The 25094-nt window shown below is 67.6% G+C and carries 19 protein-coding genes; 14 read left to right on the top strand and 5 right to left on the bottom strand.

Annotated features, from left to right (window positions below):
* Position 1: 1 nt before the first annotated feature.
* Complete coding sequence (locus tag ACH82I_RS10575) at positions 2–2659, top strand: cytochrome b/b6 domain-containing protein (protein WP_413332452.1); 2658 nt, start codon at positions 2–4, stop codon at positions 2657–2659.
* A 133-nt stretch (positions 2660–2792) separates the two neighbouring features.
* Here the strand turns inward: ACH82I_RS10575 and ACH82I_RS10570 are convergent, their stop codons facing one another.
* Together ACH82I_RS10570 and ACH82I_RS10565 are read right to left on the bottom strand one after the other, a co-directional pair.
* Entirely contained in the window at positions 2793–3917 is a 1125-nt protein-coding gene (locus ACH82I_RS10570) for a hypothetical protein (RefSeq protein WP_413332450.1), read from the bottom strand.
* A gap of 310 nt (positions 3918–4227) precedes the next feature.
* A complete protein-coding gene (locus tag ACH82I_RS10565) occupies positions 4228–4890 on the bottom strand; it encodes a GntR family transcriptional regulator (protein ID WP_413332448.1) in 663 nt (220 codons plus the stop codon).
* 117 nt (positions 4891–5007) lie between these two features.
* On the opposite strand from ACH82I_RS10565, the gene glyA reads away from it, so the two are divergent.
* The 7 genes from glyA to purU all read left to right on the top strand — a co-directional run bounded on the left by glyA (position 5008) and on the right by purU (position 13828).
* Positions 5008–6390: a serine hydroxymethyltransferase gene (gene glyA / locus ACH82I_RS10560; protein WP_413332446.1), complete on the top strand. Its 1383-nt coding sequence runs from the start codon at positions 5008–5010 to the stop codon at positions 6388–6390.
* Positions 6390–7607: a sarcosine oxidase subunit beta family protein gene (locus ACH82I_RS10555; protein ID WP_413332444.1), complete on the top strand. Its 1218-nt coding sequence runs from the start codon at positions 6390–6392 to the stop codon at positions 7605–7607. The genes glyA and ACH82I_RS10555 overlap by 1 nt, the downstream gene beginning before the upstream one ends.
* Before the next feature lie 28 nt (positions 7608–7635).
* Positions 7636–7929, top strand: a complete 294-nt coding sequence (locus ACH82I_RS10550; protein ID WP_230745515.1) for a sarcosine oxidase subunit delta — start codon at positions 7636–7638, stop codon at positions 7927–7929.
* Complete coding sequence (locus ACH82I_RS10545; protein ID WP_413332442.1) at positions 7926–10850, top strand: 2Fe-2S iron-sulfur cluster-binding protein; 2925 nt, start codon at positions 7926–7928, stop codon at positions 10848–10850. The genes ACH82I_RS10550 and ACH82I_RS10545 overlap by 4 nt, the downstream gene beginning before the upstream one ends.
* Complete coding sequence (locus tag ACH82I_RS10540; protein ID WP_413332440.1) at positions 10843–11529, top strand: sarcosine oxidase subunit gamma; 687 nt, start codon at positions 10843–10845, stop codon at positions 11527–11529. The genes ACH82I_RS10545 and ACH82I_RS10540 overlap by 8 nt, the downstream gene beginning before the upstream one ends.
* Positions 11529–12911: an L-serine ammonia-lyase gene (locus ACH82I_RS10535; protein ID WP_413332438.1), complete on the top strand. Its 1383-nt coding sequence runs from the start codon at positions 11529–11531 to the stop codon at positions 12909–12911. Before ACH82I_RS10540 ends, ACH82I_RS10535 begins: the two co-directional genes overlap by 1 nt.
* A gap of 62 nt (positions 12912–12973) precedes the next feature.
* Positions 12974–13828, top strand: coding sequence for a formyltetrahydrofolate deformylase (gene purU, locus ACH82I_RS10530; RefSeq protein ID WP_230745511.1), 855 nt, complete (start codon positions 12974–12976; stop codon positions 13826–13828).
* A gap of 135 nt (positions 13829–13963) precedes the next feature.
* Here the strand turns inward: purU and ACH82I_RS10525 are convergent, their stop codons facing one another.
* On the bottom strand, positions 13964–15493 hold the full coding sequence (locus ACH82I_RS10525) for an aldehyde dehydrogenase family protein (RefSeq protein ID WP_413332436.1): 1530 nt from the start codon (positions 15491–15493) through the stop codon (positions 13964–13966).
* A 207-nt stretch (positions 15494–15700) separates the two neighbouring features.
* On the opposite strand from ACH82I_RS10525, the gene ACH82I_RS10520 reads away from it, so the two are divergent.
* The 5 genes from ACH82I_RS10520 (at position 15701) to dapA (ending at position 21445) form a co-directional block, all read left to right on the top strand.
* On the top strand, positions 15701–17233 hold the full coding sequence (locus ACH82I_RS10520) for an alanine/glycine:cation symporter family protein (RefSeq protein WP_413332434.1): 1533 nt from the start codon (positions 15701–15703) through the stop codon (positions 17231–17233).
* A complete protein-coding gene (locus ACH82I_RS10515; protein WP_413332433.1) occupies positions 17230–18117 on the top strand; it encodes a universal stress protein in 888 nt (295 codons plus the stop codon). Before ACH82I_RS10520 ends, ACH82I_RS10515 begins: the two co-directional genes overlap by 4 nt.
* 93 nt (positions 18118–18210) lie before the next feature.
* Complete coding sequence (locus ACH82I_RS10510) at positions 18211–18906, top strand: GntR family transcriptional regulator (protein ID WP_413332431.1); 696 nt, start codon at positions 18211–18213, stop codon at positions 18904–18906.
* Positions 18907–19101: 195 nt separating this feature from the next.
* On the top strand, positions 19102–20508 hold the full coding sequence (locus ACH82I_RS10505; protein ID WP_413332430.1) for a flavin monoamine oxidase family protein: 1407 nt from the start codon (positions 19102–19104) through the stop codon (positions 20506–20508).
* A 52-nt stretch (positions 20509–20560) separates the two neighbouring features.
* Positions 20561–21445 carry a 4-hydroxy-tetrahydrodipicolinate synthase gene (gene dapA, locus ACH82I_RS10500; RefSeq protein ID WP_413332428.1) on the top strand — a complete coding sequence of 295 codons (885 nt, stop codon included), beginning with the start codon at positions 20561–20563 and terminating at the stop codon, positions 21443–21445.
* Between the two features lie 46 nt (positions 21446–21491).
* Here dapA and ACH82I_RS10495 read toward each other — a convergent pair whose 3' ends face one another.
* A complete protein-coding gene (locus ACH82I_RS10495; protein ID WP_413332426.1) occupies positions 21492–22490 on the bottom strand; it encodes an Ldh family oxidoreductase in 999 nt (332 codons plus the stop codon).
* Between the two features lie 72 nt (positions 22491–22562).
* Complete coding sequence (locus ACH82I_RS10490) at positions 22563–24089, bottom strand: aminotransferase class I/II-fold pyridoxal phosphate-dependent enzyme (protein ID WP_413332424.1); 1527 nt, start codon at positions 24087–24089, stop codon at positions 22563–22565.
* Positions 24090–24164: 75 nt separating this feature from the next.
* Here ACH82I_RS10490 and ACH82I_RS10485 point away from each other — a divergent pair, with 75 nt between their 5' ends.
* Entirely contained in the window at positions 24165–25079 is a 915-nt protein-coding gene (locus tag ACH82I_RS10485; protein WP_230745495.1) for a LysR family transcriptional regulator, read from the top strand.
* Positions 25080–25094 lie beyond the last annotated feature (15 nt).

The following is a 25094-nucleotide window of genomic DNA, read 5'->3' as shown; positions in this document are numbered from 1 at the left end:
TATGGCCACATACTCCAGTTCGCTGCGCTCGGGTCTGCCCCGAGTAGAAGGCGGAGACCCCTGGCCGCCCGAGGGCACCATCGGTGAACCGCTGGAACCGGGCGCAACGTTCGAACCGGGAACCGCGGATGACCTCGAGGAGTCCGCGGCTCCCGGTGTGGAGTCCCAGGCCCCGGTCGCCGAGGCGGTGCCCGAGGCCGAATCGGGCGGTGAAGCTGAGCCGTTCGATGAGGCCGAGTCGTTCGACGACAGCGACAACGTCGACGAGGCTGATGCGGTTGACGATGCTGACACCGAGGCGGTTGCCGAGGATGAGCCAGATGTTGCCGTTGCTGCTGCCGATGTTCCGCTGCGCCGGGGACTGCCCCGCGTCGCGGGCGGAGATCCCTGGCCGCCCGAAGGCCTCGCCCCCGCCGGTGTGAAGGCACCGTCATCGTCGGCCGCCCCTGCGGTCGAGTCCGCGGGTGGCGAGTCCGCCGTGGCCGAACAGGTCATCGATGGACAGGACGTCGACGAGGTCGACGAACCCGACACTTCCGCCGCGGCAACTGCTGCCGCGGCGACGGCCGGAGCAGGTGTCGGCGCGGCTGCCGTCGCCTCCGGCTCAGACGATGATTCGGCCGACGAGGCCGAGATCGCTTCCGATACTGATGACGTTGCGCCCGCTGCTGCAGCGGCCGATGTCCCATTGCGTCGCGGCCTGCCCCGCGTCGCCGCGGGAGACTCCTGGCCTCCGGAGGGATTTGCACCCGCCGATGCCAAGGCGCTCGCGCTTGCGGGCACCGGTTCGGCACCCGCGGCGGCTCCGGCCGCCTCGGGTGCAGACGCCCCGGCAGATTCGGGCGCAGACGCCCCGAGCGACGCCAGCTCCCACACCCAAGCCGGATCCGAGACGACAGAGGACACCTCTGACGAGTCGTCGTCCGCGGCCCCGGTCGCGGCAGGTGCCGGCGCCGCGACTGGCGCTGTTGCCGGTGGCGCCGCTGCTGCTGCCGCAAGCGGATCCGACGCTGGCTCGAACGGAGTCAGCGACGTTCCGCTGCGCCGCGGCCTGCCCCGCGTCGCCGGGGGAGACCCCTGGCCGCCCGAAGGCTTCGCACCCGCTTCGGCCGTGAAGTCGAGCGCTATGAAGTCGAGCGCTGCCGCGAGCGAGGCTCAGGAAGCGCCCGCCGCGAGCTCCAATGCCGAAGCGACTTCAGCTGAGACCCCGAGCCCGGACTCAGCAGCAGCGGCTGACGATTCCGCTACCTCGGCGCCTGACGATTCGACCACCTCGGCGCCGGCGGAGCAGAAACCGCAACGCCGCCGCTCGGGAATCGGCGGAATCGGCGCTGCCGGTGCCGCCGCGGGCGCCGGTGCTGCCGCCGGGGCCACAGCGGCTGCTGCTTCCGGCTCCGCGAAGGCCGCGCAGGACGATGAGGCCAAGGAGGCCTCGGCTGAGGAGAAGCCGGCGGCGAAAGCCGCCGACGCACCTGCCCAGCGCAAGCCCATGGGAGCTGCCGCCGGGAAGCCCGCTCAGCGCAAACCCATGGGTGCCCCTGCGGCGAAGTCCACGGACAAGCCCGCCCAGCGCAAGCCGATGGCCAAGCCAGCGGCGAAGCAGGCCGAGAAGCCCGCCGCGAAGACCGCGGAGAAACCAGCAGCCAAGACCGCTGCTCCGGCGGCGAAGGCATCGTCTTCGTCGGCAGCGTCCACCTCATCGGGATCGTCGGCTGCGGCGAAGTCCGCGGACAAGCCGGCGGCAAAGAAGGAACCGATCATGATCGGTTCGAAGTCGCTGGGTCAGTGGGCGAAGCTCGGCGGCGGCTGGTTGGCCGCCGTGGTCGTGGCCGCCGGAATCATCATCCTCGCCGCCCGCGGGGTCACGACTCTGCCGGGTGTCCCGGAGTTCCTCGAGCGCTACCCGGGCGAATACCACCTGCCCGAGTTCGTCGACGACGGCTTCCCGGCCTGGGCGCGATGGACGCACTTCCTCAACGTCTTCTTCATGGTCCTCATCATCCGCTCCGGCCTGCAGGTGCGACACCAGCAGAAGCCGCCGGCGTTCTACACCCCGAAGAAGGGCGGCAAGAAGGTCAGCATCAATCTGTGGCTGCACACCGGCCTGGATCTGCTGTGGCTGGCCAACGGCGTCGTCTTCGTCGTGCTGCTCTTCGTCTCCGGGCACTGGGCGCGGATCGTGCCCACCAGCTGGGAGGTCTTCCCGAACGCGATCTCGGCGATGCTGCAGTACATGACGCTGGAGTGGCCGGCCGAGAACGGCTGGGTCAACTACAACTCGCTGCAGCAGCTGATGTACTTCATCGTCGTGTTCATCGCCGCACCCTTGGCCGCGATCACGGGCGTGCGGATGAGCGAATGGTGGCCGAAGGACGCGGCCAAGCTCAACAAGATCTACCCGGCGCCGCTGGCTCGGGCGATCCACTTCCCGACGATGATCTTCTTCGTCGTGTTCATCCTCATCCACGTGTTCCTCGTCTTCGCCACGGGCATGCGACAGAACCTCAACCACATGTTCGCCGGCACGGACGCGCTCAACTGGGTGGGCTTCATCTGGTTCGTCGTCTCACTCGCAGTCATCGTGGGCGGCTGGTTCGCCGCCAGGCCGCTGCTGCTGGCACCGATCGCGAATCTGTTCGGGCGGGTCTCGAGCAGGTAGCCAGCGCACACACACGAGGCGTAAGCGCGAGCCGCGTGGAACGGCAGCGTCGACGAAGGGCCCCGCAGGACGATCAGTCCTGCGGGGCCCTGCTCATCGGTCGGCGGGAACGGCGGGCCGCCTCGGCGAGGGTCTAGCTCTTCTTCCGGGTCGCCAGGTGGCGGATCGTACGGATGAGCATGAGCGCGAGGAGGACGATGCCGACGTAGCCATTGATGACGTAGACGATGTTGACCATCTGCGAGAACGGGAGGACGAGGCCGATGATCGTGCCGAGCACTGCCAGGCCCACGGTCAGATACTTGAACTTCGCCGTCTTGTCGTCGAAGAACCTCGCCGAGACCGTCCACAGCAGGGGAATCGCCGTGGTGTAGATGCCGGCGAGGATCATCACGGAGATGAGCGCGCCGACCCAGGGGCCGAGGTTGCTGGCGAGGACAAGCATCGGGATCTCGGCGTCGAAGACCTGCTCCATGTTCGCCAGCAGACCGAGGCCGACGACCATGCACGCCACGGAGAAGGCGATGCCGCCGACGAGTCCGCCTGCGGTGGCCTCGCGACGGTTCTTCACGGTCTTGCCCAGAGCCGAGAGGAACGCGGCGAGCCAGAGCATGCAGAAGCCGACGTAGGACAGGCCGGAGAGGAACCAGTTCGAGGAGGCCTGGGTGACATCGAGGGTGGGCAGGATGGCGTTGCCGGTCGAGATGCCTTCGGGATCGCGCATGATGCCGTAGATGCCCAGGGCGATCGCGACGACGACGATGATGGGGCCGATCTTGCCGATGATGTCGACGAGGCTGGTCAGGCCGAACCACACGGTGAGCCCGACGACGACGGCCAGGGCGATGCCGCCGATGAACTTGGAGAGTCCGTAGTACTCCTCGAAGACGGCCCCGGCTCCGGCGATCATCACCGTGAAGCTCAAGAAGACGAAGAGGATCGAGAAGTAGTCGAAGAACGTGCCCAGGTACTTCCTGCAGTAGTGGTAGAAGACGCCCGAGGGCTTCTCGAACTGCTCGCGGCGGCCGGTGAGGAAGAACTCGACGGCGACATAGGAGATGAGAATGAGGACGAGGCTGCCCGTGCCGAAGACTCCCCAGAACCCGTAGGAGGCGTAGTACTGGAGGATTTCCTGGCCGGTGGCGAATCCGGAGCCGATGAGGAAGGCGATGATCGCGCCGGCATAGGTGATGACGCGCAGCGCGCTCGTCTTCTCCGCGGTGCCGAGATTGTTCGTGGTGGTGATGTTGTCTGCCATATGTTCCTTCTTCGTTGAGGGTGGCTGAGCTGATGTCTGCGCATCGGCTGCGTGGCCGGAAGGCAACTCAGATCAACAACTGATACATCAGTCGGCGACCAGAATACATCAGGATGTGATCAAATCAACAGTTCCGGCGGTGAAGGTGTGGCGAGTGGGTAAGTGGCGTGAGCTGTGGGGTGGGGCGATGACTGGGGGCGAGGGAGGACGAAATGGGCCGATTCTGCGTGGCGAGATCGGCCCAGAGTGACCACTTAGCGAGCCGCGGAACGTCGGAGGGAGCAGATCACAGCCCTGGTGGAGCTGGGCCTCAGCGGAGGGCGGCGCGGAGGGTCTTGTCGAATTCGCGGACGTGTTCGCCGGCGAGCTCGGCGACCGCGGAGTCGTCGCCGTCGAGCACGGCCTCGAGCAGGTCGATGTGCTCGCGGATGTGGCCGATGAGGTCCGGGATCTGCGGGATGACGAGGCACCAGATGCGGGTGGCCAGATCGTCGAGGCGGACAAGGGTCTCCATGAGGTGCGGGTTGTCGACCGAACGGTAGATGAGCCGGTGCACTTCGAGGTCGCGCTCCATCAGCGTGCGCTGGTCATCGCCGGCCTCGAGGGTGCGCAGCTCGGCGATCGTGGTCGTGAACTCATCGCGCCGGGCGGACGTGAGGTTCCTGGCCGCCTTGCGCGCGGCGATCGGCTCAAGGACCTCGCGCATCTCGGAGATCGTGGACAGGTCGGTGAGATCGACGTTCGAGGCGAAGGTGCCCCGCCGCGGATAGGAGACGACGAGGTGATCGCTCTCGAGTCGCTTGAGCGCCTCGCGGATCGGTGTTCGGCCGACGTCGAGTTCGAGACTGAGCGCCGCCTCGTTGATGGCCTCGCCGGGGGCGATGTCGAGCATGATCAGACGATGCCGGAGGATCTCATACGCTCGCGTGGCCAGGGACGTCTTCGGCGACGTCGCGTCGGCCGGGCTGCGCATGAACTGACTCCTGAAGAAACTCGCTGCGGATGCATTGCATTCATCCGATTCCTCTGCATACACTACAGGAACACATCTGATATATTAGTTGACGATCAAACGATCGAAGGAGATCCGATGACAGACCAGATCGTGGGCCGTCCCGACCGGACCGAGTTCGCACACCCCGACAGCGCAGACTTCCCCAGCCGCGAACCCGCTGAGCTGAGCACTCCCATCGGCGAGCTCGATCCCGAGATCGCCGGCTTCATCGACGCGGAGCTGGCCCGCCAGCGCGAGGGCCTCGAGATGATCGCCTCGGAGAACCACACGGCCACCGCGGTCATGGCCGCGCAGGGCTCGGTGCTGACGAACAAGTACGCCGAGGGCTACCCCGGACGCCGCTACTACGGCGGCTGCGAACACGTCGACGAGATCGAACGCATCGCCATCGACCGCGTCAAGGCCCTCTTCGGCGCCGAGCACGCCAACGTCCAGCCCCACTCCGGCGCCCAGGCCAACGCCTCGGTGATGCACGCGCTCATCCGCCCCGGCGACACCGTGCTCGGCCTCGACCTCGCCCACGGCGGCCACCTCACCCACGGGATGAAGATCAACTTCTCCGGTCGCCTCTACAACATCGTCGCCTACGGCGTCAGCGATGACACCCACCGGGTCGACATGGCCGAGGTCGCACGCCTCGCCGAAGAGCACCGACCCAAGCTCATCGTCGCAGGCTGGTCCGCCTACACCCGCCAGCTCGACTTCGCCGAGTTCCGCCGCATCGCCGATTCGGTCGGCGCCTACCTCATGGTCGACATGGCCCACTTCGCCGGACTCGTCGCCGCCGGACTCCACCCCTCACCCGTGCCGCACGCCCACGTCGTGTCCTCGACGACCCACAAGACCCTCGGCGGCCCCCGCGGCGGCATCATCCTGACCAACGACGCGGACGTCGCGAAGAAGATCAACTCCGCAGTCTTCCCCGGCCAGCAGGGCGGACCCCTCGAACACGTCATCGCCGGCAAGGCCGTGGCCTTCGGACTCGCCGCCACCGACACCTTCGTCGACAAGCAGCGCCGCACCCTGGCCGGAGCCTCGGAACTGGCGCGCCGCCTCGGCGAGGATGACGTCGCCTCACGTGGCATCTCGATCGTCACCGGCGGCACCGACGTCCACCTCGTCCTCGTCGACCTCCGCGACTCCGTGCTCGACGGCGGACAGGCCGAGGACCTCCTCGCCGAGGTGGGGATCACCGTCAACCGCAACGCCGTGCCCAACGATCCCAGGCCTCCGATGGTCACCTCGGGGCTGCGCATCGGCACCCCCGCCCTGGCCAGCCGCGGATTCGGCTCGGACGCCTTCGCCGAGGTGGCCGACATCATCGCCGAGGCGCTCAAGGCCGGCACCGAAGACGGCGGCGCCTCCCCGGAGACCATCGCCGAACTGTCAGCCCGGGTCACGGCCCTGGCCACCGCCCACCCGCTCTACCCCACCGTCGCAGAGATCGGAGCACGCTGATGGCAGACCAACTCCCGGAACACCCGGACTTCCTCTGGCGCAACCCGGAGCCGAAGAAATCCTACGAAGCCGTCATCATCGGCGGCGGCGGACACGGCCTGGCCACCGCCTACTACCTGGCCAAGAACCACGGCATGACCAATATCGCGATCCTCGAGCGCGGCTGGCTGGCCGGGGGCAACATGGCCCGAAACACGACGATCATCCGCTCGAACTACCTCTGGGACGAGTCCGCGGCGATCTACGAGAAGTCGCTCAAACTCTGGGAGCAGCTGCCCGAGGAACTCGACTACGACTTCCTGTTCTCCCAGCGCGGCGTGCTCAACCTCGCTCACACCCTCCAGGACGTGCGCGAATCCCAGCGCCGGGTCAACGCGAACTTCCTCAACGGCGTCGACGCCGAATGGCTCGACCCCAAGCAGGTCAAGGAAGTCTGCCCGATCATCAACATCGGCGACGACCTGCGCTACCCGGTGATGGGCGGGACGTACCAGCCGCGTGCCGGCATCGCCAAGCACGATCACGTCGCCTGGGCCTTCGCCCGCAAGGCTGATGAGATGGGTGTCGACATCATCCAGAACTGCGAGGTCACCGGTGTCGAACGCATCGGCGACAAGGTCGTGGGAGTGCGCACCAACCGCGGCAACATCGCCACCGAACGCGTGGCCATGTGCGTGGCCGGCGACTCCTCCGTGCTCGCAGACATGGCCGGCATCCGCCTGCCCATCCAGTCCCATCCGCTGCAGGCCCTGGTCTCCGAACTCTTCGAACCCGTCCACCCGACCGTGGTCATGTCCAACCATGTCCACGTCTACGTGTCCCAGGCCCACAAGGGCGAACTCGTCATGGGTGCCGGCGTCGACTCCTACAACGGCTACGGCCAACGAGGCGGCTTCCACGTCATCGAGGAGCAGCTGGCCGCCGCGGTCGAACTCTTCCCGATCTTCTCCCGCGCCCATGTGCTGCGCACCTGGGGCGGAATCGTCGATGTCACCCTCGACGCCTCGCCGATCGTGTCGAAGACCGAGGTCGACGGCCTCTACGTCAACTGCGGCTGGGGCACCGGAGGCTTCAAGGGAACCCCGGCAGCAGGACTGACCTTCGCCCACACCATCGCCAACGACGACCCCCACCCGCTCAACGCCCCCTACGCCCTCGAACGATTCGAGACCGGCCACCTCATCGACGAGCACGGCGCGGCCGCCGTGGCCCACTGAGCGCGGACCGGACCAGGAAGGACACCCCATGCTTCTCATCAGCTGCCCGAACTGCGGGCCCCGCGACGAAACCGAATTCCACTACGGCGGACAGGCCCACGTGCCCTACCCCGAGGACCCCTATGCGCTGTCCGACAGGGAGTGGGCCGAGTACCTCTTCTACCGCGACAACGACCGCGGTGCCTACGCCGAGAGGTGGAGCCACAGCCTCGGCTGCCGCAAATGGTTCAACGCCGTCCGCGACACCGTGACCTATGACTTCACCGCCATCTACCCGATGGGCGATCCGCGCCCGACGACATCCGAAGGAGCGGTTCGATGACGACCACTCGACTGCCCGGCGCCACCGGGATCGACACCTCCCGGCCAGTGACGTTCAGCGTCGACGGCCAGACCTACACCGGTTTCGCCGGTGACACGATCGCCAGCGCGCTCATCGCCGCCGGCCGCATCGACTGCGGCAACTCCACCTACCTGGGCCGGGCCCGGGGCATCATCAGCGCCGGCATCGAGGAGTCCAACGCCCTCGTCCGCGTCCACCCGCGCCTCGACGGCGATGTGGCCGAATCCATGCTCCCGGCCACCCGCGTGCCCATCACCGAAGGCCTCGAAGCCGACTACCTCGCGGGTCTGGGCATCCTCGACCCCGACCGCGACGAACTCGTCTACGAACACAAGCACGTGCACACCGATGTGCTCATCGTCGGCGCCGGTCCCGCCGGATTGGCAGCGGCCCGAGAAGCCGGCAAGTCCGGTGCCCGCACGCTGCTCCTCGACGACCAGTCCCTCCCGGGCGGTTCGCTGCGCTCGACCCCGAACGAGACCATCGACGAGATGGCCGCCGCCGACTGGATCGCCTCCACCGTCGACGGCTTCGCCGCGGCCGAAGAGCTGCAGTACGTGCCCAACACCACGGTCTTCGGCAGCTACGACTCGAACTTCTTCCTCGCCCTCGAAGACCGCACCCAGACCGTGGTCGAGGCCGGCAACGGCAACGCGAACTCCCACGGCTCCACCCGGGCCGCCACCCGCCAGCGGGTGTGGCACATCCGCGCAGGGCAGGTCATCCTCGCCACCGGCGCCCACGAACGTCCGATCGTGTTCACCGACAACGACCGACCGGGCATCATGCTCGCCTCGGCTGTGCGGACGTATCTGGGCCGTTACGGCGTCGCCGCGGGTGAGAACGTCGCAGTCGCGACGACGAACGACTCGGCCTACGAACTTCTGAGTGAACTCCACGCGGCAGGCGTGACCGTGCCCGCGATCATCGACTCCCGGACGACCGCCTCGGCGATCGCCCAGGAGACCACCGAGGCCACGGGCACCCGCCTCATCCTCGGCTCCGCGGTCACCGGCACCGCAGGCGACGGCCCGGCCGGGCGACTCAGCCGGGTGAGCGTCGCCGCTCTCGACGAGGACGGCGTGGCCGCCTCGGCGGGAGAGGACATCGATGCCGACCTGCTCGCAGTCTCCGGCGGATTCTCCCCGGTCATCCACCTCCACGGACAGCGCAAGGGCCCGATCGAATGGCGCGAGGACATCGCCGCCTTCGTCCCGACGACCCCTGTGCGCGACCAGTTCACGGTCGGCGCGATCACCGGCGAGTACTCGCTCGAAGCCGCCCTGCGACAGGGCGCCGAGGCGGGAAGCGCCGCCGCGAACCGGACCGGATTCCCCGCCCAGCTGGTCACCCCACAGGCCCAACCCACGGCCTTCGCACCGGCCCGCCCGCTGTGGTTGGTCACGACCGCGGATTCCGGTGAGGACGAAGCGGCACGCCAGTTCATCGACCTCCAACGCGATCAGACCGTCGCCGATGTGCAGCGGGCGATGAACGCGGGCATGCGCTCGGTCGAGCACATCAAGCGCTACACCTCGATCTCCACGGCCAACGACCAGGGCAAGACGAGCGCGGTCAACGCGATCGGTGCGATCGCAGCGGTGCTCGGGGAGAACGACCTCGGCGCGGTCGGACACACGACCTTCCGCGCCCCCTTCGCCCCTGTGCCCTTCGCGGCTCTGGCCGGCCGCCGCAAGGGCGAGCTCTTCGACCCGGCACGCGTGACCGCCATCCACCCCTGGCATGTGGCCCACGGTGCCGAGTTCGAAGACGTCGGACAGTGGAAGCGACCCTGGTACTACCCTCGCCCGGGCGAGGACATGGATGCCGCGGTGCTGCGCGAAGGCAAGGCCGTGCGCGAATCCGTCGGCTTCCAGGATGCCTCCACCCTCGGCAAGATCGAGATCCGCGGCACCGATGCCGGTGAGTTCCTCGGACAGATCTACACCAACGGGTTCAAGAAACTCAAGGTCGGCAAGGGCCGCTACGGGCTGATGTGCAAGCCCGACGGCATGGTCTTCGACGACGGCGTGACCCTGCGCGTGGCCGAGGACCGGTACTACATGACCACGACCACCGGCGGTGCCGCGACCGTGCTCGAATGGCTCGAGGAATGGCACCAGACCGAATGGCCGCACCTCGACGTCGTCTTCACCTCGGTGACCGAGGAATGGTCGACCGTCGCGGTTGCCGGACCCCGCTCGCGCGATGTCATCGCCAAGCTCGCCCCGAACCTCGACGTGTCCAACGAGGCCTTCGAGTTCATGGGCTTCCGGGAGACCACCCTGACCAACGGAATCCCGGCACGCATCTGCCGGATCTCCTTCTCCGGAGAGCTCGCCTTCGAGATCAACGTCGAGAACTACTACGGCCTGGCCGTGTGGGAGGCCACAGCCTCGGCGGGAGCCGAGTTCGACATCACCCCCTACGGCACCGAGGTCATGCACGTCCTCCGTGCGGAGAAGGGCTTCATCATCGTCGGTCAGGACACCGACGGAACCGTGACCCCGCAGGACGCGGGCATGGAGTGGATCGTCTCGAAGGTCAAGGACTTCATCGGCAAACGCTCCTACTCCCGGATCGACACGGCACGGGAGGACCGCAAACACCTCGTCGGGGTTCTCCCCGTCGACGGCACCACCCGGCTGGCCGAAGGTGCGCAGCTCATCACCGCGGGCACCCCGGTCACCCCCGAGGCGGGTCCGGTGCCGATGATCGGCCACGTCACCTCCTCGTACATGTCACCGGCGCTCGACCGTCCGATCGGCCTCGCGCTCGTCGAGAACGGCCGCAACCGGACCGGAGAGATCGTCCAGTCCCCGCTCGGAGGCGAACTCGTCGACGTCGAGATCACCTCACCCGTCTTCTACGACCCAGAAGGGAACCGCCGCGATGGCTGACACCTCGTATTCCACCCAGACCCGTGAGACCGCCGAGGTCCTCGATGACCTGCGCGTATCCCCGGCCGCCCACCTGAGTCAGGACATGGCCCGGGCCACCGCCGGCGGAGGCAATGCCGTGGCCCTGCGCGAACTGGCGTTCCGCCCCCAGATCGGCCTGCGCGCGATCCCGGGATCGGCCTCCGGGCAGGCGCTGGAGAACGCCCTCGGGCTCGCCCTGCCCAGGCGCGTCGGTGAGGTCACCGGCGACGGTGCCGGACTGCACGCCCTGTGGTTGGGTCCCGATGAGTTCCTCGCCGTCGACGTCTCCCGTGCTCAGCAGCCGGGTGAGACCCTCGTCGCCGAGGCGGCCCTCGAGGGGCTACCAGGACAGGCCGTCGAGCTCTCGGCCAACCGCACGATCCTCGAACTCTCGGGTGCCAAGGCCCGCGAAGTCCTCGAGAAGAGCATCCGCGCCGACATCCACCCGCGCGTCTTCGGAGTCGGCACCGCGATCGTCACCCAGATGGGGCCGGTGCCGATCATCCTCCACCACTTTGCGGACCACGAGTATCGGATCTACCCGCGGGCGAGCTTCGCGGACTTCGCAGTCCGCTGGCTGCTCGACGGCATGGCCGAATTCGTGTCTGCCGAGTTCGTGTCTGCCGAGACGGCGGCCGGAGCCGAGAGCAGCGGCTGATGGCACTCGGCGTCCTCGATCTCTTCTCGATCGGCATCGGCCCCTCGTCCTCCCACACCGTGGGGCCGATGCGCGCGGCCCTGCGGTTCGTCGAGGAGCTCGAGGGACAGGGAGTCCTCCACCGCGTGCGGCGGGTCAGGGTCGGTCTCTACGGATCACTGGCCGCGACCGGCATCGGCCACGGCTCGGACTCGGCGGTCCTCGTGGGCTTAAGAGGCTTCGACCCCGAAACGCTTGATCCCGATCAGGTGGAACCGCTGGTGGGGGAGGTGACAACGCAGCGCAAGCTCCACCTCGGCGGGCGACTGTTCATCGAATTCGAACCGGAGACGGACCTCAAGCTGCATCTGCGCAAATCCCTGCCGGGGCATCCCAACGGGATGCGGATCCGCGCGGAGACCGACGATGAGACCATCGAGCGCGAGTACTACTCGGTCGGCGGCGGATTCGTCGTCACCGCCGAGGAGCTCGCGGCGGAGCAGGCGGACGAAGCAGTCAGCACCGAAGCCCGCGACGTCATCGACTTCTCCACCGCCGATGAGCTGCTCGAACAGTGCCGGACGCACGAGCTGAGCATCGCCGAGCTGATGGCCGTCAACGAACGCGCCCGACAGGACGAGACCGTGCTGCGGGAGAAGCTGCTGCGGATCTGGTCGGTGATGCGCGAATGCGTGCACAACGGGTGCACTCGTGAGGAGAAGACTCTGCCCGGCGGGCTCAAGGTCCGCCGCCGTGCCCCCGAGCTGCGGGCCAGGCTCGAAGACGCCGAGTACCAGGCCACCGGTTCGCTCGACGCCCTAGAATGGGTCAACCTCTACGCGCTCGCCGTCAACGAGGAGAACGCCTCGGGCGGGCGCATCGTCACCGCCCCGACCAACGGTGCTGCGGGGATCATTCCCGCGGTGCTGCACTACATGGTCAAGTTCGTCAGCGGCGACGATGACGAGGCCATCGTGAAGTTCCTGCTCACGGCCGGAGCGATCGGCATCCTGTTCAAACGCAATGCCTCGATCTCCGGCGCCGAGGTGGGCTGCCAGGGGGAGGTCGGATCGGCCTGCGCGATGGCTGCCGCAGGACTGTGCGCAGCCCTTGGCGGGTCTGCCGAACAGGTCGAGAACGCCGCCGAGATCGGGCTCGAGCACAACCTCGGGCTGACCTGCGATCCCGTCGGCGGACTCGTGCAGGTCCCCTGCATCGAACGCAACGCCATCGCCTCGGTGAAGGCGATCAACGCCGCCAGGCTGTCGATGCACGGCGACGGCAGCCACCGGGTCAGCCTCGATCAGGCCATCGAGACGATGCGCCAGACCGGGGCCGATATGAAATCGAAGTACAAAGAGACATCCCGCGGCGGACTCGCCGTCAACGTCGTCGAGTGCTGAATCGCTGAGGAATCGCACTCTCTGGAATCGCACTCTCCGCCCTCGTGAGAAAGAATAGTGACATGCAGGATTTCATCTTCACCCTCGAATGTGACGAACGTCCCGGCATCCTCCACAAGGTGACCGGCGCCCTGCTCGAACACGGGGGTGACATCAAGGAGCTCAAGCAGTTCGACGACCAGTACACGAAGCGGCTGTTCCTCCGCATCGACTTCAGCGTCTCGGAAGAGCCGGGCAACGGCATCGATGCGCTGCGGACGGACTTCGCCGCTCTCGGTGAGGAGTTCGATGCTCGCTGGCAGCTGTGGCCGCAGGGCCAGAAGCGGCGGGTGCTCATCATGGTCTCGAAGTTCGAGCACTGCCTCAACGACCTGCTCTTCCGCGCCCAGATCGGAGAGCTGCCCATCGAGATCGCGGCAGTGGTGTCGAACCACCCGGACCACCGTGAGCTCGTCGAATGGCATCACATCCCGTTCTTCCGGGTGCCGGTGACCAAGGAGACCAAGCCCGAGGCGGAGGCGAAGCTGCTCGACCTCGTCGACCGCTTCGAGGTCGACCTCGTCGTGCTCGCCCGCTACATGCAGATCCTCTCCGACGATCTGGCCAGGGAGCTGACGGGTCGGGCGATCAACATCCACCACTCGTTCCTGCCCTCGTTCAAGGGGGCCAAGCCCTACCACCAGGCGTGGGAACGTGGCGTGAAGACCGTGGGTGCGACCGCGCACTTCGTCAACAGCGAACTCGACGAAGGTCCGATCATCGCCCAGCAGCTCGTCGAGGTCGACCATTCCTTCGGTCCCGAAGACCTCGTCGCCGCCGGCCGTGATGCCGAATGCAAGGCCTTGTCGAATGCCGTGAAGTGGCACTGCGACGGCCGCGTGTTCCTCTCGGGGAAGAGGACCGTCGTCCTGCGCTGAGCTGCTCGACGCAGCTCGACGCAGTTCGACCCAGTTCGACCCAGTTCGACGACGAAAGCACGCCGCAGCGTCGAAAGCGGGTTCCCTGAACTCTGCTTTCGACGCTGCGGCCTGCGCTCGATGCGCTCTCGGCCCTCAGCGGGAGTGGTTGATCTGCACGTGCTTGGTGCGGGAGAAGTCGTTCAGCGCGTAGATCGAGAGATCGCGGCCGTAGCCGGAGCCTTTGAATCCGCCCCATGGCACTTCGGCGGCAAGCACGAGGTGCGAGTTCACCCACACGGTCCCGAAGTCGAGGTGCCGGGGAGCGTCGAGGCTGCGCGCGGCATCCGTGGTCCACACCGAGGCGGCCAGACCGTAGGGGACCTCGTTGGCCCGTGTCAGCGCTTCGTCCTCGGTCTCGAAGGTCTCGATCGTCACGACGGGCCCGAAGATCTCCTCCTGAGAAGCCTCGGAGCCGGGAGCGATTTTCGCCAGCACGGTCGAGGCGACGAAGAAGCCGGGGCCCTCAAGCGCACCACCGCCGACGACCGGCTTCGCACCATCGGCGATCGCCCGGTCGAGGAAGCCCGTGACCCGCTCGAAGTGCGCCTCGGAGATCATCGGACCGAGTTCGACCGACTCTCCGCCGCGGGGGTCACCGACCGTGTAGCTGCCGACCTGTTCGGCGAGCAGTTCGGTGAACTTCTCCGCCACCGAGGAGTGGACGAGCACGCGCGTGCCCGCACCGCATTCCTGACCCGAGTTCCAGTACCCGGCATTGCGCACGCCCTCGGCGGCCGCCTGCAGGTCGGCGTCGTCGAAGACGATCACCGGGGCCTTGCCTCCGAGCTCGAGGTGAACCCGCTTGAGGCTCTCGCCCGCGCTCGTCGCCACGGCCCTGCCGCTGCCGACGCTGCCGGTCAGCGCCACGAGATCGATGTCCGGGTGGCTCGACAGGCGCGCACCGACACTCGGCCCGAGGCCCGTGACGATGTTGAGGACACCCGCGGGCAGCAGGTCGGCGACGAGCTCGGCGAACTTCAGCGTCGACAGCGGGGTCTGCTCGGAGGGTTTGAGGACGAGGGTGTTGCCGGCGGCGAGGATCGGCCCGATCTTCCACGCGGCCATGAGCAGCGGATAGTTCCAGGGCACGACGACACCGACGACGCCGACGGGCTCGCGCAGGATCACCGAGGTGTGCCCCTCGACATAGTCGCCGGCACCCATCTCGGTGAAGGCGCGGCCGGCGCCGGCCGCGAAGCGGAAGGTATCGGCCGACATCGAGATATCGTCCTCGGACACGACACGCGGCTTGCCGGTGTTCAGCGACTCGAGGCGGATGAGCAGGTCCGCGTTGTCCTCGATGCGATCGGCGATGGCCAGCAGAATGTCGGCCCGCTCCTTCGGAGTCGTGGACTTCCACGCCGGTAGGGCCCGACGGGACGCATCCACCGCGGAATCGACGTCGGCAGTCTCGCCCTCGGCCACCTCGGCGATGGTGGTGCCGTCGGCCGGATTGACGATCGTCGTCGTGGAAGTGGCCGCACCGGCTGCACCGGACGCACCGGCCGCCGACTCGACGAAGGCGCCGTCGATGAAATGGGTGAGCGGGGGCAGCTCGGCGGCGGTGACGAGCGGGGTCGTGGTGTCGCCGCGGACGACGGCTGGGGCGGGGGTGGCAGCCATGACGGCCTCCGTTTCCTCGGTTCGATGGATGAGTCCTCGGTGGAGGGTCGGGTCTTTCGGACGACCTCCGCAGGATGTGATCACATTAACCTCGTTTTCGGGTACGATGCAATGGAATCTCCGAAGAATGATGAGCGAATCGCTCTTCGGGAGAACTGAATACCCGCGCGGACCGGCGTGGGAGTCGACGAACACGGAGCGGTGCTCTTGGACATCACCACACAGCTGCAGACCATCGCGAATGCGATGTGGATACCGACCATCGTGCTGGCCATCGTCATGGGGGTCTACTTCACGATCCGCACCCGGCTGCTGCAGATCCGGCTCTTCCCGCAGATGCTGCGCGAACTCAAGGGCGACGGCGATGTCGCCCCCGGCGGCCTCACTCCGTTCCAGGCACTGGCGCTGACGATCGGCAACCGCGTCGGCGTCGGCAACATCGCCGGTGTCGCCACGGCCATCGGCTGGGGCGGACCCGGAGCCCTGTTCTGGATGGCGGTGATGGCCTTCTGCGGAGGCGCAACCGCCTTCGTCGAATCGACGCTCGCCCAGATCTACAAGCAGCGGGTCGGCAGCGAACTCAAGGGCGGCGTGCCCTACTACCTCTACAAGGCCTTCCAGAAGCGCTGGCTGGGCCTCATCGCCGCGGTCATCGCACTCATCCTCTACACGATCCTCGCCCCGGGCATCCAGTCCAACAGCATCGCCGTGAGCTTCGAATACGCCTTCGGCATCCCCGGCTGGATCACCGGAATCGCCGTCACAGCGGTCCTCGGATTCATCATCTGGGGCGGGCGCGAACGCATCATCAAGGTCGTCAACGTCATCGTCCCGATCATGGCCGTCGGCTACATCGGCGGGGCGATCATCGTGCTCATCGTCAACATCACCGCGCTGCCCGGGGCCCTCGGGCTGATCATCTCCTCGGCCTTCGGCACCGACCAGGTCTTCGGCGGCATCGTCGGCGCGGCCATCTCCTGGGGTGTGCGCCGCGCCCTGTTCTCGAATGTCGCCGGCGTCGGCGAGGGCACCTATGCGGCGGGCGCCGCCGAGGTCAGCCACCCGGCCAAGCAGGGACTCGTGCAGACCTTCTCGATCTACATCGACACGCTGACCGTGTGCATGCTCACCGGTCTGATGATGGTCGTGACCGGTCAGTACAACGTCATCACCGAGGATGGCCGAGAGCTGCTGGTCAACCTGCCCGGGGTCGAGGCGGGCACGAACTTCACCCAGGCCGCCGTCGACACCGTGGCCACAGGCTTCGGCTCCCCATTCATCGCGATCTCCGTGGCGATGTTCGCGATCACGACCATCGTCGCCTTCTACTTCATCGCCGATACGAACCTGTCCTTCATCGTCGGCGAAGGCAACCGGGTCTACCTGCGCATCCTCGAATGCGTGATCCTCGCCGTGTGCTTCATCAGCTGCATCGTCGACGCCGGCGCGGTCTGGGCGCTCGGGGACATGGGCTACGCCAGCCTCGGCGTCATCAACTTCGCCGCGCTCATCCTGCTCTCCCGGATCGCGCTGCGCACGCTCAAGGACTTCGACCGCCAGCGCAAGCTGGGACTCAATCCCGTCTTCGACCCGAGCAGCCTGGGCATCAGGCACGCCGACTTCTGGGAGGACCCCGCCGAGGGGGTCGTCGCGGCACGGCTGGGAGCCGAGGCCTCGGGACGCGGCTTCGACAACGACACCACCACCGATCACCACGACGAGGAGGACCGTCGGAAATGACGATCATCGCAGCGTTCCCCTACGGAAAGAGGGACAGGTCAGCACTCCATCTGGCGGCGACGCTCGCCCGCTCGAACGGGGAGGCGGTGCGCATCGTCTCGATCGTGCCCGCCCAGAGCCGGTCGTTCATCGCCAGCGGCAGCGATCTCCAACTCGCCGCCTGGTCCCGGGAGAGAGGACGCAAGGCCGTCGCCGAGGCGGAGCGCGCCGCGGCCGACATCTGCCCCGATGTCGAGACCGAGGCTGTGGCCGTGCAGGCACGGTCACGCGGCAAGGGACTCATCGCCGAGGCGGTCGACCATGACGCCTCGATGATCGTCCTCGGCTCGGGCACGGAGGGGGCGCGTGGTCGGATCCGCGTGAGCGGAACCTCTGACCGTCTGCTCCATTCGTCTCCCGTGCCGGTGGCGTTGGCGCCGAAGGGCTACCAGAGCGCACCGGGGTCGGTCATCGGGCGGGTGACCTGCTCCTTCCGCGGTGACGAGCGCTCCCAGCGGGTCCTCGCGCAGACCGCGGAGCTCTCCGAATCCGTCGAGGCGCGGCTGCGAGTCGCGACCTTCGGAGTCAGCGGCCGCACCGTGGAACCCGTTTGGGTGGAGGAGAATTCCCGACGCGCCGACTACGTTCGGCGGGTCAAGGCGGCCCAGGCCGCGGCGATCGAAGGCGTCGACGAGATCGACATCGGTGAGGCCGGGACGCCGGTCGAGGAGGCTGTCGGAATCGGCAAGGACTGGAAGTCCGCGCTGTCGGCCCTCGACTGGGGTGTCGGCGAGGTGCTCGTCCTCGGCTCCTCGGCGGACGGGCCGAAGTCGCGGGTCTTTCTCGGATCGAACGCCGCGAAGATCATCCGGCATGCCCCGGTCCCGGTGGTCGTGGTGCCGTGATGAGGCTGCGCAGCGGGCGAAGGTGCGGCGAACGGTGGCCGGGATGCGGCGAACGGCGGTTCGCACCGCCTCGGCGAGATTAGACTGTCGAGCATGAGCGAGACCCAGGCGACCCAGTCCTCGGCGCAGACCGAGACCGAAATCGGCCCGCGCATCGGCGACCAGGTGTTCGAGGCCATGCAGGCCAGCATCCTCAACGGCGAATACCGCGGCGGACAGCGCCTGCGGATCCGCCAGCTGGCGGCCGCGCTGGGCACGAGCGTCATGCCCGTGCGCGAATCGCTCGCGCGCCTCGAGGAGGTCGGGCTCGTCGAGACCAGCCCGCACCGCGGAGCCGTGGTCAAGACCTTCACCGCCGAGGAGCTGCTGCAGATCTATTCGGTGCGCCGGATCCTCGAGGTCGAGGCCACCGTGCAGGGGGCGCAGCGACTCGACGAGGTCGGCAGGGCGCGGCTCGACGAGGAGTTCTCTGCGATGGAGTCGTCTCTCGCCCACGGCGACCCGGCGGCCTACCTCGACCACGACGAGGAGCTGCTGGCAACCATCTACTCAGCGGCCGGCAACCCCGTCCTCGTCGAGACGATCCGCACCCTGTGGCTGCGGTGCCGGGCATACAAGCTCGTCGGTGCCAGGCGTGAGATGGAAGCCGGCGACCTCAACCCGCTGCTCAAGCATCAGCGCCACCTCATGGACGCCGTGGACACCGGCGATGCCGAGAGTGCTGCCCGGGTGACCGGCGATTCCTTCGACGACGCGGTGAGTCGGATCCGCAGCGTCCTGGAGGACTAGGAGCGGTCACGGTCGGTTTCGGCCGAACTGGTTCGACTTGATTCCGCGTGATTCGGGCGGTCGTGGACCTCCGCTGAAAATCTCTGAGAAAAACTCCGGCTCAACGCTTGCAATTAAATGTGATCACATCCTATGCTTCTTGCAGAAGTCCGCGCGAAGGGGTGCGGGCGTGTATGAGAGAGGGGGTATCCCCCTATGAAAGATGCCGTCATCGTCGGTGGAGGACTCGCAGGACTATCGGCAGCATGGAGACTGCGCAACTGGGACATCACCCTCCTCGAATCGCAGCACCGTGTGGGTGGGCGAATCCGGTCAGAGAACCGCGGTCGCTACTTCCTCAACTGGGGTGGGCACATGTTCGCCGGAGGCAAGACCGCGACGAATGCGCTCATCACCGAGACCCAGACGCGTGCCTCGGACATCCCCGGCTCGCTGTCGGCGATCTCGATGAACGGAAAGCTGCTGCTCAAGGGCCCGGTGCAGAGCTACCCGTTCCGCATTCCGATGTCGCTCAAGGACCGCGCATCGATGATCAAGGCCGGGGTCAAGGTCAGCGCCGATGTCCTCCGCTACGCCGAGGCGGTGCGGCTGCGCCCGAACGAGAGCGCGGAGATGCGCCAGCAGCGGATCTACGACTTCGAGAACGACCGGTCCTTCGCCGACTACATCGGAGACCTCTCCGAGGACGCCGAGGCGATGTTCCGCCCGACCATCACCCGCTCGGCCGCCGACCCCGACGAACTCGCCGCGGGCGCGGGCATCGGCTACTTCAGCCTGGCCTGGAACATCGGCCAAGGACTCAACCGGAGCATCGGCGGCGGGCCGTCGAACCTCATCGAAGCGATCGCCGCGCCCCTGCAGGAGAACATCCAGCTCGATGCGAAGGTCCACGAGATCGTGCACAAGAAGGACCACGTGGTCGTCCGCTACCGGCAGGACGACATCGACCACGAGGTCGAGGCGCGCACGGTGGTGCTGGCCACCCCGGCGACCGTGGCTCACCGGATCGCCGTCGATCTGCAGGAGGACAAGCGCGAGGCCCTGGCCAAGATCGTCTACGGCCCCTACGTGTCTGCGGCCTTCCTCACGAACGAGACCGAGCCGCAGCCCTGGGACGCCGCCTACGGCATCGCCACCCCGAAGCGCTCATTCAACGTGGTGATGAACCAGGGCAACATCGTCCGCGGCACGGAGTCCGAACGCCAGCCCGGCGGCAGCATCATGACCTTCTCCCCGGCGAGTCTCGCCAGGAAGCTGCTCGACCTCGACGATGCGGACATCCTCGACACCTACATCAAGGACCTCGACCAAGTGCTGCCCGGTTTCGCGGGCATGGTCGAAGAAGCACAGGTCCAGCGCTGGCGCACCGGGGCACCCTACTGCTTCCCGGGTCGCGGCAAACTCCAACCGACCCTCAACACCCTCTCCGGTCGGGTCTTCCTCGCCGGCGACTACCTCGGGACGCTCTACACCGAGACCGCGATCAGCTCCGGCTTCACCGCGGCCCAGGAAGCGGCGAACATCCTCGCCACCGCCCGGCAGACACGCAAGCACCACCCCGTCCAGCACCCGAACGAGGACGAACCGCCCAAGCACGGCTGAACCTCAACGATTCCAGCGATTCGAAACCCCCACTGACTGCACAGGAGAAACCATGACCGAGAACCTCAGCGGTGTCCTCACCGCCCTGACCACCCCCTTCGACGCCGAGGAGAACATCGACTTCGACGCGCTCGGCCGAGTCGTCGACCGGTCCATCGACGGCGGCGTCGACGGACTCGTCGTCGGCGGATCGACCGCCGAATTCGCGACCATGTCCGCCGAAGAGCGCCAGTCCATGGTCGAGTTCGTCATCGACCGCGCCGCCGGCCGCGTCCCCGTTGTCGCACAGACCGGAGCCACGACCACGAAGGAGGCCATCCGGCACTCCCTGGCCGCCCAGCGCTGCGGCGCCGATGTCCTCATGATCGTGACACCGTACTACGAGCCGCTGACACTGGCCGAGACCGTCGACTACATCAAGACCGTCGCGGCCGCCGTGGACATCGACGTGATGCTCTACAACATTCCGGGCGCGACCGGCATCAACCTCGACCCGGACACCGTCCGCCAGCTCGCCGAAGAGGTCGCGAACATCCGCTACATCAAGGACTCGAGCGCGGACTGGGAGCAGGCCCTCAGGCTCATCCACCATCACAACGACGTCATCGGCACCTTCATCGGCTGGGACAGCTACATCTACTCCGGTCTCGTCGAAGGCGCGGCCGGAATGGTCGCAGGTGCTGCGAATGTCGTCCCCGCGGAGATCGTCTCGGTCTCGCGCAAGATCGCCGACGGCGACCTGCACGGTGCCCGGGACGAATGGCGACGCCTCTACCCGGTCATCGACGCGATGATCTCGGAACCCTTCATCCAGTCGGTGAAGAAAGGCCTCGAGCTGCGGGGCCTGCCCGTCGGAGCACCTCGGCGACCGATGGCCGAGACCGACCCGGACGCGACCGAGCGGATCAGGACGGCGCTGGCCGCCTTGGAGAGCTGAGGCTCACCCTCGCCGAGGTTGCGGGTCGTCCCGCTGTCGACCGTGCTCAGTCCGCCGCCGACCCCCGACGCCGGAGTTCGGTCACGGTCTCCGCGGAGAGCTCGACCGCCTCGGCGAGGGGTTTGCGACCGAAGTCGATGCCGTGTTCGGTGCGCAGACGCTCGAGGTGGGCGGCGACCCTCTCGCGGTAGCCGGGGTCGATGACCTCCGGGTCGACGGCGATGATCGTCAGCCCGATGCCCGGATTCTCATCACCGTCTGCGTGCGAGGGCGCGTCGAGTGAGAAGCGGGCGCCGCCGAGTGTGGCGAGGAGTTCGACCATGATCGCGATGTTGCTGCCCTTGACCCCGCCGAAGGGCAGGAGGGTGCCGGCCAGACCGGCCGCGGCATCGGTGGTCGCCTCGCCCTGAGGATCGATCGCCCAATCCTCGGGGATCGCCTCGTCGCGCTCGGCTGCCTCGCGGACGTTGACCCAGGCCGTGGCGCTGCTGGCTTGGTCGAACAGGCGCGGACCATCCGGGTGCGGGACGGCGAAGGCGAGCGGGTTCGTCCCCGTCGCCGCGTCAGTCGAGCCGAACAGGCTCATCAGCGCCGGGGAATTCGAGCCCGCCCAGGCGACGAGTCCGCGTTCGGCGAGCCGGTGGACGAACCAGGCGAGCTCGCCGGCGGTGTAGCTGCGCGAGATCGCCGCCAGGCTGATGCCGAAGCGGTTCGCCGAGTCGACGAGGGTCTCAAAGACAGTGTCGAAGGCGAGGTGGGCCGTGCCATGGCCGGCATCCACGCGGTGGACGACGGGAGTGGGGGAGTCGAGAATGGGCACCGCGGCCCCGTCGATCCGCCCGGTTTCCAGAGCTTCGAGGAAGTCGCCGAGGTGGCCGACGCCGAGCCGTGATTTACCGCGGCGCTCGGCCGAGACGGTCGCGGCGGCGAGGCTGGCGGCCATCGCCTCCGACCCTCCGGCGGTCCGGATCGCCCGGGCGCAGAGCTCGGCGAGCTCATCGGGGCTGAGTGTGATGGTGGGCGAGGACTGTGTGTGATCGGCCATGCCTCCACGCTAACGGAATCCCGCTCGCGACCTCGGGGCTGTCCGTCGTGTGAGGTCACCTCGGAGAGACGCCTATTCCGTCACCACCCGGAAGGTGTCCATCGCCGAATCCGCGGCACCGCGGACATAGCCCGACGGTGCTGCGGCGGTCATCCGGAGGAAGGACACCACCTCGGCGCTGAGCACCTCACCGGGGAGGACATTGGGCACCCCGGGCGGGTACGCGGCCAGGGCGTCGGCTGAGACTCGGCCGACCGCCTCGGCGAAGGGCACCGTGGTCGGTTCGGCGAAATAGGCCTCGCCGATGTCCATGCGTTTCTCGCAGCTGCCGGGAACGACGAGCGGACGCTCCGGTTCGGACTCGGAGACCGGCAGGGACTGCAGTGCGGTCCAGAACCGCTCGACATCGACCGGGGATGTGGCCCCGATGAGCAGGAGCAGCGCCGAGGGGGTGGCGAGCTCGCAGTAGATCCGGTGGTCCCGGATCAGCCGATATTGGGCGTCGGTGCCGGTGATCCCGGCTCCGCGGGTGTCGATGACGACCTTGAACGGGTCGTTCGCGATCGCATCGTGCCCGCCGAGGATGTCGGGAGTGGCATCGCGGAAGCGTGCATCCTCCCTGATCCGCGTGCGCAGCTCCTCTGCCGTGGTCAGGGTCTCACCGATCGCCTGGGGGTGGGTGGCGAGATGCCGGCGGGCTTCGTCGAGGGACGCCAGGAGCAGGGAGCTGCATGAGGTCGACTGGTAGGACTTCACCACCCGGTCGACCAGGGTCTCGATGCGCCGAGCCTGCGGTCCGTGCCCGAGGTGGATCATCGCCGACTGGGCCAGCGAACCCGCCCCTTTGTGGGTGCTCGAGATGACGAGGTCGGCCCCGCAGCGCACGGCGTTGACCGGCAGATCCGGGTGCATGCCGAAGTGGGAGCCCCAAGCCTCATCGACGATGAGGGGAACATCGTGAGCGTGGGCCACCTCGGCGATGGCGGCGATATCGGCCACCGCACCGAAATAGCTCGGGGACACGAGGTAGACGGCCGCGGACTCCGGATGTTCGGTCAGGGCGAAGTCGACCTGGGCGGGGGTGACCCCGTGGGAGGAGCCGAGCCCGGCGTCGACCCGCGGGTGGAGGAAGTGGGGACGCAGCTCCGCGTGGATGACGCCGTCGATGACGGAGGAATGGACGCTGCGCTGGAGGACGAACTCGCGCCCTAGCCCCCGCACGACGGTCGTGGCGATGTGATTGCCGCCCGAGGCGCCGTTCGTGATGAACCACGTGCGGGCCGCTCCCCAGGCCTCGGCGGCCAGCGCCTGAGCACGGACGATCGGGGTCTCACGCGAATGATCGATCATCCGCCAGTTCTCCTGATCGATGCCGCTGAAGAGCATCGGGAAGTCGATGCGCAGGGCCTCGGCGCCGACGACATCGGCCAGGCCCGGGGCGTGATCGGCAGAACCCTGATGTGCCGGGACGTGGAAGCGCTGCCAGTCCTCGGCACCGAGGGCGCGGATGGCGTCGGCGTAGGGCGCCGCGCTCTGGTCGAGTCCGACCGGGCCGGCGGCGGTGGCTGGGGAGGTCTGAGAATGGTTGATCGTGCGCATATGACCCACAGTAGGGACGTGCGACTGACCTACGCTATAGCAGGAATTCGATCACCGTGACATAGTGGCTATGTCATGATGAATCTGCAGCAGTTCCGAGTCCTCCTGGCCATCCGCGAGGCGGGGAGCCTCAATCGGGCCGCCGAGGTGCTCGACCATGGGGTGCCGACCGTGACCCATCATCTGCGCACCCTCGAATCGCACCTGCGGGTCAAGCTCGTCGAGCGTTCCCGCGGCGGGGCCCGGCTGACACCTCTGGGGGAGTCCTTCGCCGAGGAGATCGCACCGGTCATCGCGCGCATCGACCGAGCCGAGGCGCTCGTGACCGCGCAGCGCGACGCCGGGGTGGTCACCCTGCGCATCGGCAGCTTCTCCTCGATCGGCTCACGCCTGCTGCCCGCCGCGATCGCCGAACTCCAGGCCCGCAGGTCCGTGCGCGTCGAGGTCGTCGAGGCTGAACCCACCGAGGTGGTGCGGCTGCTCCAGCGCGGAGAGGTCCACGCCGGCCTCATCTACGACACCCCCGAGCTGCCCGAGTTCTTCGGCCCCGAACTGCGGCTGCGCACCCTGCTCGAGGAGCCCTACCGGGTGATGGTCGCCCGTGATGGGGAGCTCGCCCGCCACGAGGTGCTCGATCTTGCGACCATGGGCGACGTCGCCTGGGTGTGCAGCCGGAACGAGGCCGAAGCCTCGGTGCGGGTGCTCCGGCGGGTCTACCGGTCGCTGGGTCTGCCGCTGCGCGAGCTCATGCGCAGCGATGACCTCTATATGATCCACGGACTCGTCGCCGAGGGCCTCGGTGCGGCCCTGACCACCGAAGCCGCCGTCGACGCGGACTTCGAGGTCGAGTCGCGGCCGGCGAAGCAGGACCTCGGCAGTCGACGGGTCTCCTTCGTCACCCGGTCGGGCGTGAACCCGGCGGCCGTGGACTGGATGGGCGAGATCCTGGAATCGGTGGCCGCACAGCGGGGGACCGCCTCGGCTGGGTAGGGGATCGATGCCGGT

This window comes from Brevibacterium sp. GP-SGM9 (assembly GCF_047300845.1).
Classification (GTDB): domain Bacteria; phylum Actinomycetota; class Actinomycetes; order Actinomycetales; family Brevibacteriaceae; genus Brevibacterium.
Note: the sequence above shows the minus strand (reverse complement) of the source record. Positions and strands in the feature narration are given on the sequence as shown.

Excerpts from the sequence above, each read along its gene's own strand:
- ACH82I_RS10575 (WP_413332452.1), top strand. The coding sequence starts at position 2 with ATGGCCACATACTCCAGTTCGCTGCGCTCGGGTCTGCCCCGAGTAGAA.
- ACH82I_RS10570 (WP_413332450.1), bottom strand. The coding sequence starts at position 3,917 with ATGGCAGACAACATCACCACCACGAACAATCTCGGCACCGCGGAGAAG.
- ACH82I_RS10565 (WP_413332448.1), bottom strand. The coding sequence starts at position 4,890 with ATGCGCAGCCCGGCCGACGCGACGTCGCCGAAGACGTCCCTGGCCACG.
- glyA (WP_413332446.1), top strand. The coding sequence starts at position 5,008 with ATGACAGACCAGATCGTGGGCCGTCCCGACCGGACCGAGTTCGCACAC.
- ACH82I_RS10555 (WP_413332444.1), top strand. The coding sequence starts at position 6,390 with ATGGCAGACCAACTCCCGGAACACCCGGACTTCCTCTGGCGCAACCCG.
- ACH82I_RS10550 (WP_230745515.1), top strand. The coding sequence starts at position 7,636 with ATGCTTCTCATCAGCTGCCCGAACTGCGGGCCCCGCGACGAAACCGAA.
- ACH82I_RS10545 (WP_413332442.1), top strand. The coding sequence starts at position 7,926 with ATGACGACCACTCGACTGCCCGGCGCCACCGGGATCGACACCTCCCGG.
- ACH82I_RS10540 (WP_413332440.1), top strand. The coding sequence starts at position 10,843 with ATGGCTGACACCTCGTATTCCACCCAGACCCGTGAGACCGCCGAGGTC.
- ACH82I_RS10535 (WP_413332438.1), top strand. The coding sequence starts at position 11,529 with ATGGCACTCGGCGTCCTCGATCTCTTCTCGATCGGCATCGGCCCCTCG.
- purU (WP_230745511.1), top strand. The coding sequence starts at position 12,974 with ATGCAGGATTTCATCTTCACCCTCGAATGTGACGAACGTCCCGGCATC.
- ACH82I_RS10525 (WP_413332436.1), bottom strand. The coding sequence starts at position 15,493 with ATGGCTGCCACCCCCGCCCCAGCCGTCGTCCGCGGCGACACCACGACC.
- ACH82I_RS10515 (WP_413332433.1), top strand. The coding sequence starts at position 17,230 with ATGACGATCATCGCAGCGTTCCCCTACGGAAAGAGGGACAGGTCAGCA.
- ACH82I_RS10510 (WP_413332431.1), top strand. The coding sequence starts at position 18,211 with ATGAGCGAGACCCAGGCGACCCAGTCCTCGGCGCAGACCGAGACCGAA.
- ACH82I_RS10505 (WP_413332430.1), top strand. The coding sequence starts at position 19,102 with ATGAAAGATGCCGTCATCGTCGGTGGAGGACTCGCAGGACTATCGGCA.
- dapA (WP_413332428.1), top strand. The coding sequence starts at position 20,561 with ATGACCGAGAACCTCAGCGGTGTCCTCACCGCCCTGACCACCCCCTTC.
- ACH82I_RS10495 (WP_413332426.1), bottom strand. The coding sequence starts at position 22,490 with ATGGCCGATCACACACAGTCCTCGCCCACCATCACACTCAGCCCCGAT.
- ACH82I_RS10490 (WP_413332424.1), bottom strand. The coding sequence starts at position 24,089 with ATGCGCACGATCAACCATTCTCAGACCTCCCCAGCCACCGCCGCCGGC.
- ACH82I_RS10485 (WP_230745495.1), top strand. The coding sequence starts at position 24,165 with ATGATGAATCTGCAGCAGTTCCGAGTCCTCCTGGCCATCCGCGAGGCG.